This is a genomic window from Inquilinus sp., assembly GCF_039594555.1.
Lineage (GTDB): Bacteria > Pseudomonadota > Alphaproteobacteria > DSM-16000 > Inquilinaceae > Inquilinus.
On record NZ_JBCNNF010000294.1, the window covers coordinates 1 to 8,783 of the forward strand.

Annotated in this window: 6 protein-coding genes and 1 pseudogene; 3 read left to right on the plus strand and 4 right to left on the minus strand. The window is 69.5% G+C overall.

From position 1 onward, the window contains the following. The 3 genes and pseudogenes from ABDW35_RS25740 to ABDW35_RS25750 form a co-directional block, all read right to left on the minus strand. Positions 1 to 624 (minus strand): annotated as a pseudogene (locus ABDW35_RS25740) (hypothetical protein); the annotation flags it as partial. Positions 625 to 634: 10 nt separating this feature from the next. Next, on the minus strand, positions 635 to 2,953 hold the full coding sequence (locus ABDW35_RS25745) for a polysaccharide pyruvyl transferase family protein (RefSeq protein WP_343716715.1): 2,319 nt from the start codon (positions 2,951 to 2,953) through the stop codon (positions 635 to 637). 58 nt (positions 2,954 to 3,011) lie between these two features. Next, the gene (locus tag ABDW35_RS25750; protein WP_343716716.1) at positions 3,012 to 4,172 is read right to left on the minus strand and encodes a polysaccharide pyruvyl transferase family protein; all 1,161 of its coding nucleotides are present in this window, start codon (positions 4,170 to 4,172) and stop codon (positions 3,012 to 3,014) included. A gap of 358 nt (positions 4,173 to 4,530) precedes the next feature. Between ABDW35_RS25750 and ABDW35_RS25755 the strand changes: the two genes are divergently transcribed. Beyond that, entirely contained in the window at positions 4,531 to 5,685 is a 1,155-nt protein-coding gene (locus ABDW35_RS25755) for a hypothetical protein (protein WP_343716717.1), read from the plus strand. 235 nt (positions 5,686 to 5,920) lie between these two features. Here the strand turns inward: ABDW35_RS25755 and ABDW35_RS25760 are convergent, their stop codons facing one another. After that, positions 5,921 to 6,580, minus strand: a complete 660-nt coding sequence (locus ABDW35_RS25760; RefSeq protein ID WP_343716718.1) for a MucR family transcriptional regulator — start codon at positions 6,578 to 6,580, stop codon at positions 5,921 to 5,923. Between the two features lie 763 nt (positions 6,581 to 7,343). Here ABDW35_RS25760 and ABDW35_RS25765 point away from each other — a divergent pair. Then, positions 7,344 to 7,892 (plus strand): MucR family transcriptional regulator, encoded by a 549-nt coding sequence (locus ABDW35_RS25765; protein WP_343716719.1) that lies wholly within the window; start codon positions 7,344 to 7,346, stop codon positions 7,890 to 7,892. A gap of 416 nt (positions 7,893 to 8,308) precedes the next feature. Continuing rightward, the gene (locus tag ABDW35_RS25770) at positions 8,309 to 8,629 is read left to right on the plus strand and encodes a hypothetical protein (protein WP_343716720.1); all 321 of its coding nucleotides are present in this window, start codon (positions 8,309 to 8,311) and stop codon (positions 8,627 to 8,629) included. Positions 8,630 to 8,783: the final 154 nt, after the last annotated feature.

Consider the following 8,783-nt stretch of genomic DNA (forward strand, 5'->3'; position numbering starts at 1 on the left):
ATGCGGGAAGGCCGGCATCAGCGCCACCAGCCCGATGGTCCACAGCACGTCCCACACCGCCCGGTGCAGGAAATAGGACGGCACCGGCGCGGCAGCCGGCGGCGGCTCCAGGCTCCGCGCCATGGCCAGAAAGGCGGCGGGGTTGCGCGGCAGGTCGGAATGGCCGTTGACGCCCCAGGCCTCGCAGGTGACCCAGCCGGGGCGCAGATAGCCTTCCTCGAACAGGTGCAGCCGCAGGCCGCGGCGGCGGGCGAGGTCGATCGCCACCTGGTGATGCGGCCGGCAGTCGCCGAACAGCACCAGGTCGGTGACGCCCTCGCGCTCGAGGATGCCGGCAACAAAGCCGCGCCACTCCTCGAACCGGCCGCGGAAGGCGATGGCCGGGCGGCGCCAGAACACCGCGTCGCCGCCGCAGATGTTGATCTTGACGATGCGCGCGCCCTCGGCCTCCAGCGCCGTGGCCAGGCGCCGCTGGAATGGCGTGGCCGCGCCCTGCAGCACCAGCACCACCCGCCCGGCGCCCGGCGCGGGGATCGCCCGCGCCGGAGCCGGCGGCTGCGCCAGAGTGAGCGCGCCGGCCACCCGCGCCGCCGCGGCGAACGGGCGCTGGGTCCGCCCGTTCATCACCGTCACCCTAGAACGGGATCCGGGCGTAGACATCGCCCGACACCGGCCACAGCGCGTCGTCGAAAGACACGCCCTGCGCCACCGGGAAGGCCTCGAACAGGTCGCGGCCGTCATAGCGCAGCGGCTGCCAGGTCTCGTCGATCCAGGTGATCACGTCCTCCCACGGCGTCTCCAGGCTGCGGTCGCGGCAGAAGGCGATCACGCCCGGCTTGCCGACGCCGGAGTAGAAGTCGCGGATGCGATGGTCGATCCGGTTCTCCGGATCGTCGACGTCGAGCAGCAGGCGGCCGCCCTCATAGGTGCCGAACCAGCCGCAGGGCACGCCGTAGGTCTCGGCGATCACCATGCCGTGCAGGCTGGTCGAGATGATGCGCTTGCACGACACGATCTCCTCCACCTTGGCGGCGAAGGCGTCGACCTTCGGCGCGGTGTAGGTGTTGATCAGCCGGATCGACCCCGCCAGGCTGGGCGGGATGTTGTAGCGCTTCAGCGCCTCCTTCACCCCGGATTGCGGGTCCATCGAGGCTAGTTCAGAGATGTGCAGGATCACGCCGAGCTCATGCGTCTTCTTGACGTGGTGCATCGGCATGATGCGCGGCAGGAACCAGACCGGGTCGCCGAACACGTCGGGCACCTTGATGCCCTGGCCACGCAGCACCGCCTGGGTCTTGCGGCCGCGCACGCCATGCACGACGAAATCGGTGTTCTGCGGCCGGATGTACTGCCGGATCGACCGGTCGACCGGATTCAGCGTGGCATCCATGCCGGTGCCCCAGAAATGGAGCACGCCGTTCTTCTGGGCATGGCCGATGGTGCCGACCGCGACCATCCGCTCCGACGCGTCGTCGAAGGCGGCGCGCCGCACCGGCACCCCGGCGATGGCGGCCACGACCACGGCGCTCAGCGCGTCGCCGAGATTGGCGTGCGGATGCTCGCTGGTGGTGGCGACCCAGGACAGCGGGATCGACAGCCGCTTGGCGTTGAAGCGCAGCAGCGTCTCCAGCCGCTCGCGCGACACCGGGCCGATCTTCGTCGGCGCCGGCGCGGCCACCGGGGCCGGCGCGGGGGTGGGCTCGACCATCGCCTCCGGCGCCCGGGCCAGGGCTGAGGAGCCGTCAGTCAGCGGCGCGCTGGAGGCGGCGGCCGCGGCGGGCTTGGTGGTGGAGACGGGGGTCGAGGGCACTGTCATTGCGGAGACTACCTTGAGGGCCGGGGCGGGCTTGGCGGCGGCGACGGCGGCGGCCGGTGCCTCCGCCTTGGTCCCGCCGGCCCGCGCCAGGGCCACGCGCTTGCGGTCCTCCCGGCGCAGCTCCTCCACGGAATGCTGCAGCACCAGCCCGGTCAGCACCGGGTGGTCCCACACGGTCTTGCCGGCCGGCGCCGCCAGCGGCTTGGCCTCGAGCGGGAAGGCGTTGATCAGCGCGTCCTCGTCGATCGACACCGGCTCCCACACATCGTCGATGGTGTCGATCACGTCCTGCCAATCGGTGGCGAGGTTGCGCGGCTGGCCGTAGCTCCAGATCTTCGGCTTGCCGATGCCGGTGTAGAGATCGACGATCCGCAGGTCGGTCGTGCCGTTCGGGTCGAGATCGGTCTGCACCAGCCCGGCCTCGTTGCCCTGCGGCGAGAAGTACAGGCAGGGGATGCCGTAGCTTTCGGCGATCACCATGCCGTGCAGGCTGGTCGACACGATGCGCCGGCAGGCCAGGATCTCATCGACCTTGTCCTTGAGGCCGCCGATGCCGATCGGCGTCACCGTGCTGATCAGATGCACCTTGCCGGCGAATTCGGCCGGCACCTCGAAGCGCTTGTAGTCGGCGCGCGGATTGGCCTGGGCGAAGGACCGGTCCGCCAGCTCCGACAGGTGCAGGATGACGCCGACATCCCACTTCTTCTCGACCTTCGGCTTGTAGAAGCGCGGCAGCAGCCAGACCGGGTCGCCATAGACGCCGCCCTTGGCCTTGCCGCCGAGCAGCTTGGCCGAGACCGGGCCGCGGCTGGCCGGGACGTGGAAGGTGGAGTCGGGCGGCACGGTGAAGGGCAGCCGCTCCGGCACCGGCGCCGACGGGTTCTTCCAGCCGGAGCAGCCGGTGCCCCAGAACCAGACCTCACCGCCCTCGAAACCATGGCCGATGGTGCCAACCGCGCCCATGCGGACGGATTTCGACTTGGTCGGGACGCGGGCGATATCCAGCCCGGACAGCAGCGCCACCATGACCGGGCTGAGCGCGTCGCCGAAGTTCAGATAGTCCATCTCCAGGGTCGATCCGGCCCAGGAGAGCGGGATCTGTCCCGCGTCGCGCGTGGCCCGCAACAAGCTGTTCATCATGCGCCTCGTCCACTTCGAAAAGGTCGGTTTCGGGTCGCCGGGCCGGGCCGCCGCATCAGGCCCGGTTCGTCAGAGGCCGCCGCAGCAGCGCCGCCATGCGCTGCAGCGGCCCGGGTGTCGGCCGTGCGACGGCCGCGGGCCGTGCCGCCACGCTGGCGGCGGCGGGCCGGATCACAGTCTGCGGCCGGTGCTGCAGCGGGATCTGCCGCAGCACAGGATGGTCGAACACCGTCTCGCCGTCGCGCGGCCGCAACGGGTTCAGGTCGAGCGGGAAGGCCTCGAGCAGCGGCGCCGGGTCGAAGCGCGGCTGCATCCAGGCCGTGTCGATCGCCGCCATCAGCGCCGCCCAGTCGGTGCGCTCGCGCCGCGGCTGGCCGTAGACCGGGATATGGCCCCGGCCGAGGCCGCGATACAGGTCGACGATGCGCAGGTCGAGCGTGCCGTCGGGGTCGAGTTCCATCATATGCAGGCCGCGCGGCGCCCGCGGCGAGAAGTACAGGCACGGGATGCCGTAGCTTTCGGCGAAGACCATGCCGTGCAGGCTGGTCGACACGATCCGCTCGCATTCCAGGATCTCGTCCAGCCGGGCCCGCATGCCGTCCAGGCCGATCGGCGTCACCGTGTGGATCAGCTTCACCTCGCCCGCCAGTTCGGCCGGCACCTGGTAGCGGATGTGCTCCGCCTTCGGCCGAACATCAAAGGACCGGTCCTGCAGGTCGGCCAGGTGGATGATGACGCCGAGCTTCCATTTCTTCCGGGTCGGCCCGGGATAGAATTGCGGCAGCAGCCAGACCGGGTCGCCATAGACCGCCGGGCCGGCCGCGTCCGCCCCGCCCAGGATCCGGCGCGACACCGGCCCGCGCGTCGCCGCGATGTGCAGCCGCGTGCCGGGCAGCGGCGCCACCGCCACCCGCTCCTCCGCCGGGGCCGAGGGGTTGCGCCAGCGCGAGCTGCCGGTGCCCCAGACCACGACCTCGCCCTCCTTCAGGCTGTGGCCGATGGTGCCGACCGCGGCCATGCGCAGGCGCCGGGATTCATGCGCCACATGCTCGACCGGCAGGCCGGACAGCAGCGACACCATCACGGCGCTGAGGGCGTCGCCGAGATTGACGTAGTCCTGCTCGCGCGTCGCCGCCACCCAGGTCAGCGGCACGATCTGCCGCTCCCGGGCCGATGCGGCCAAAGCGCGAATGGTCTCGTTGCCCGGCACCGCCATCGAACACTCATGATTCCGGTTTCGTCCTGAAGGTTTTAAGCCCGAACCGTCGCCGCTGTCATGCATTTTGCGGTGCGAAATCGCGGTGCAAGGCAAAAATCTTGGGATTGACGGGATCCGGGCACCTTTCAGTTCGCGTTTGGAAACCGTTTTCAGATCAATATGATGTGCCGGGCAAACCTGAATCCGGCTTTTCCGGGTCCGGGCGGGGATGAAAATCAAAACGCTCCGAATCGGCCCGCCAAGCAAAACCTATGAAAACTTTCCGTGCGACATCCGGGCGCTTCGCAGGACCGGCGGTTTCGACGATGCTGGCCGCCGGGGGAGCCACGCCCGACCGGCAATGACGAGGGACTGCATGCCAATCCGTTTCCCGCTCCTCCCGGCCCTGGCGCTCGCCGCCATCGGCCTGGCCGCGGCGCCGCCGCCGGCCCGGGCCCAGGCCCAGTCCGACAGGCTGGAAGACTTCATGATCATGGATGTCTGCGTCGACCAGCACGACCGGATCGAGCCGGCGCTGGTGCCGGGCGACCGCGACTGCACCCGCCGCCGCAACATCCGCGCCGGGGAGGCCGTGCCGTACCACATGCACAACTTCCCCAACCCGGGCGCCCCCTGCCCGCAGCGGCTGGGCACAGTGTCGAAGGACAACATCCCGATCGACAAGCACGGCGTCACCCGCATCGTCAGCTTCTACGACCGCGGCGTCGACCACAGCTGCCCGGACGCCAAGCCGGACGCGCCGACCTTCGGCAAGCTCGACACCGGCCGCGAGGGCGGGTCGGTGCAGTGGATCGACGAGCATTGGGGCTATATCATGGGCAGTTGGAGCCCGGTGGCCCTGTCCTACTGGCTGACCCCGTCCTGCGCCGGGGCGCCCGATACCTCGGGCCGGTTCCGCTACGGCTGGGTGATCGGCCCGGCGACGCTGCCGCCCGAGGGCCAGGGCGGCTTCGCCGTGTTCCAGAGCAAGCTGGTCACCAACAAGGACGGGCAGGAACCCGAGGCGGGCGCCTGCCCGAAGCGTTTCGCCAAGCCGTTCACGATGTGGATGCGCGACCGCTTCACCTACAAGGATGGCAAGTCGCTGGACAGCCTGATCTCGCTGCGCTTCTCCAGCTCGGCCAAGGACGGCCAGGGGCCGGGGCCGGCGACCCAGGTCGAGATCACCTACTGGACCAAGGAGTTCGGCCTGACCCGCTGGGAGAAATGGGGCCGTGACGACTGGGTGCATCCGCGCAGCAAGATGGCCGTGGCCACGCTGGGCAAGACCCTGTTCGAGAGCGGCACCTGCAGCCCACCCTACAGCTTTCGCAGCAGCCCGGTGCCGGGGCTGACGATCGCGGACAGCGGCAGCGGCGACGACTACAGCCGGACCCTGACCCAGGGCGGCGACTCCCACGCCTGGCACATGTCGCTGTGCAGCGACTACACCAACATCGTCAAGGACCCGGATGGCGGCCTGGTCGTGCCCTGGGGACAGGCGCTGAGCGACATCTTCTGGGCGGAGTAGGCATCGGGGCCGGAGCGCGATCGCGCTCCGGCCCGGGGGTGGAGCCGGATGATGCCACGGGTACGTCCCCTTCAGGACACCGGCCCAACCTTTTGCCGTCATTCCCGCGAAGCGGGAATCTCCCGACGGTCAAAGCGTTGCGAGATCCCCGCTTTCGCGGGGATGACAGGTCGGAAGATCCTGAAAAGATCTCGCCGGCGAGAAAGGCAACGCCTCTCGCCTGAACTCCTCGGCCCTAACGCCGGAAGCCGTCGGTGCTCGGCCCTTCCGAGCGGCGGCCGAGAACGTTCCCCGGCTTTCCCCAATCGTGGCGAAGCCCGGCCGGGGCGCCGCGGCGATGCCGCCGCCGGGACCGGCCCGCGCCGATCCGCCGGCTCTCCTCCTGCAGCCGCAGGGGCGCCGGCTCGGCGCCGTCGGCCCGGGGCGCCAGCCGGCGGCGCCAGGCCATGCGCTCCTCATGCGACGGCGGCGGCAGCATCGGATAGGCCGCGGGCAGCCCCCAGCGGCGGCGATACTGGTCCGGGCTGAGCCTATGCGCGGCAGCCAGATGGCGGCCGAGGTCGCGGCAACTCACCCCGTCCTCCAAGCAGATCAGAAAGCCGAGGCCGATGGTCTCGGGCAGCGGCACCGGCGGCACCGGGGCCGGCACGGCGGCACGCGCCGGCTTCTGCGCCCGGGACCGCGCCTGAGCCGGCGGCGCGACGGAGAGATCGTCGAAGGCCGCCAGGATCCGGTGGATCAGCGACGGGTCCTCGGGCACGGATGCGGACTGCCGCGACCGGAATGCCCGGGCGATCTCGGCGGCGAAATCCCGGTGATGCGGCGGCAGCCGCCGGATTTCGCTTTCGGCCCCCACCCGCGTCCGGCCTGCTTCGTCAAGCTGGTCAACTCGCATTCATTCTTCCTTCTGGCCCACAGCTTTGACGTCGACTCGACGCAATGGAATCGAGACTGGCGAAAGGGCTGCTTCCGCCAGACCAGTGAATCCACGGCCGGTCGACCGACCGACATGGCTACCCCCCTCCCCTGAACACGCTGTCTTTGATTGCGACGCGGTCTTGCATACTCTGATATTGTACGATCCGAATCGCGAAATCAGCGTATCAGCAAGCGTGCGGCAGGTTAATCCTTAAAAACTATTGGGGAAGACTCTTTTAAGTGAAACCGACCGTTTGGATCCTGTTGGCAAAGGCAATGGCAAGAGGCGGCCAGGCGCTCCGCAACGGAGGAAACCTTCCGGGTCCAGACGGCGGCGCCCCGCTTCCGCGGCTTTTCTCACAGTATATCGGAAAAATATGCCGAGATTTCGATCGAAACCCGCCCGAGATCTGCAGGCGGTTCGCCGGCCGGCGGGAATCGCATCGCCGCCGCGGCCGCCGGAGCCCGGCCGATACAACCCTGGGATTGCATTGCCGCGAAAAATCCTCCGCCGGATGGGAGGGTTCGGCCGCCGATCCACGGCCGCGGGACCTCGAATTTTATGCCGCAGCCCTTTATTGCGGTGTCATTGCGTTATCATCTTGCGGAAATCACGCGAAACATCCTAAAATTGAAACTAGATTCTTTGCCATCCAGTGGAGGGAGGCGATCTGAATCCTTCGGCAGCCGATTTCAGCTGCAAGCGCCGAAGGTTGGATCGCTAACTAAGAAAGAGCACCATGGCCCGCCCAAGCGAAACCGAGATCCTGAGGTTCACCAAGGAAATCGTCGTCGCGCATGTGTCCCGCAACACGCTCGACAGCGAGAGCCTGCTCGACCTTATCCGCAACGTCTACACCACCCTCAGCGCCACCCAGGGCCCGCTGCCCGAGGGCGAGACCGATGCCGAGCCGGCGGAGGCCCTTGGCGACGTCCCGGCCGAGATCGGTCAGGACGGGCAGCAGGCGCCGGCGGCGCCGCTGGTCCCGGCCGTGCCGGTCGAGGAATCGGTGACCGCGGACTACATCGTCTGTCTCGAGGACGGGCGCCGCTTCAAGACCATGAAGCGCTGGCTGCGGGCGACCTACGGGCTGAGCCCGGAGCAGTACCGCGAGCGCTGGGGCCTGCCGGCGGATTACCCGCTCACGGCGCCGAACTACACCAAGGCGAAGTCCGCCGACGCCAAGCGGCAGGGCCTCGGCTCCGGCCGGCCGGCCCGCGTGGCCCGCGCCAGCCGGCCCGGCCGCCAGCGGGCGGCGCGCCCGAGCGAGCAGAAGACCAAGCGCTGAGGCCGGGGTCCGGCCGCCGCGGGAACGCGGCCGGACCAGGATGGGCCGCTTCTCCACCGGATGGCATGACCGCGAGGCCGTGGCGGCTTTCCTGTGGGCTCGGCATCGCATTCGGACTCGACAGGCCAGCCTGATGTTCTATATTCGTTCCAGCTGTCACCGCGACCTGGACCGTCATGGGGCATATCCAGCAACTGGCTTTCGCACTCGGGCCGATCGAGGCCAGAACGGCCTCGCCGCAGCGGCCGCGCCCGCCTGGACGTCCGGCCCCGTCGGCCGCCCCGGCCCAGCCATTGCTGCTGCCAGAGAGTCCCGTCCCCTCCTCCCAGCCCCCGATGACGGTGGCCGATCCGGCCGCAGCACCCGTTCTCCCGGCGCCTCCTCCGCCTGCGGCTCCGCTTCTCATGGCTGCGGCGATGCCCGCTCCCGTCCCGGCCACCACGGGAAGCCTGCTGTCCGACGGTGACCGGCCGGCACCGGGCAGGGCGACGCTCTACATGGTGGTCGGCTTCGCCCGGCAGCGCGAACGGCGCCGGGGCGGCTGGCGCCGCCTGGGCGAGCAGGGCTTCGCCCAGCGGCGGCCGGCCGAGGAGCATGCGGCGCGCCTGCTGGCGCGCGGCCGGGCTGACGGCGTCATCCTGGCGCGACAGGATCTCGGCCCGGATGCGGATGCGGCGGAGGAGCCGGTGATCCTGGAGCGCCATGGCGAGCTGCCGGCGGAGCTGCTGGAGGGCTGAGGGGCCTCTTCGCAGCACGGCCTATCCCTTCCTCGTCATTCCCGCGAAAGCGGGAATCTCTTTCTGTGCAAGCGTCGCGAGATCCCCGCTTTCGCGGGGATGACGGATTGGTTGCTCGAGATGCACCTTCGGGAACACGTCGGTGAACTGCCGG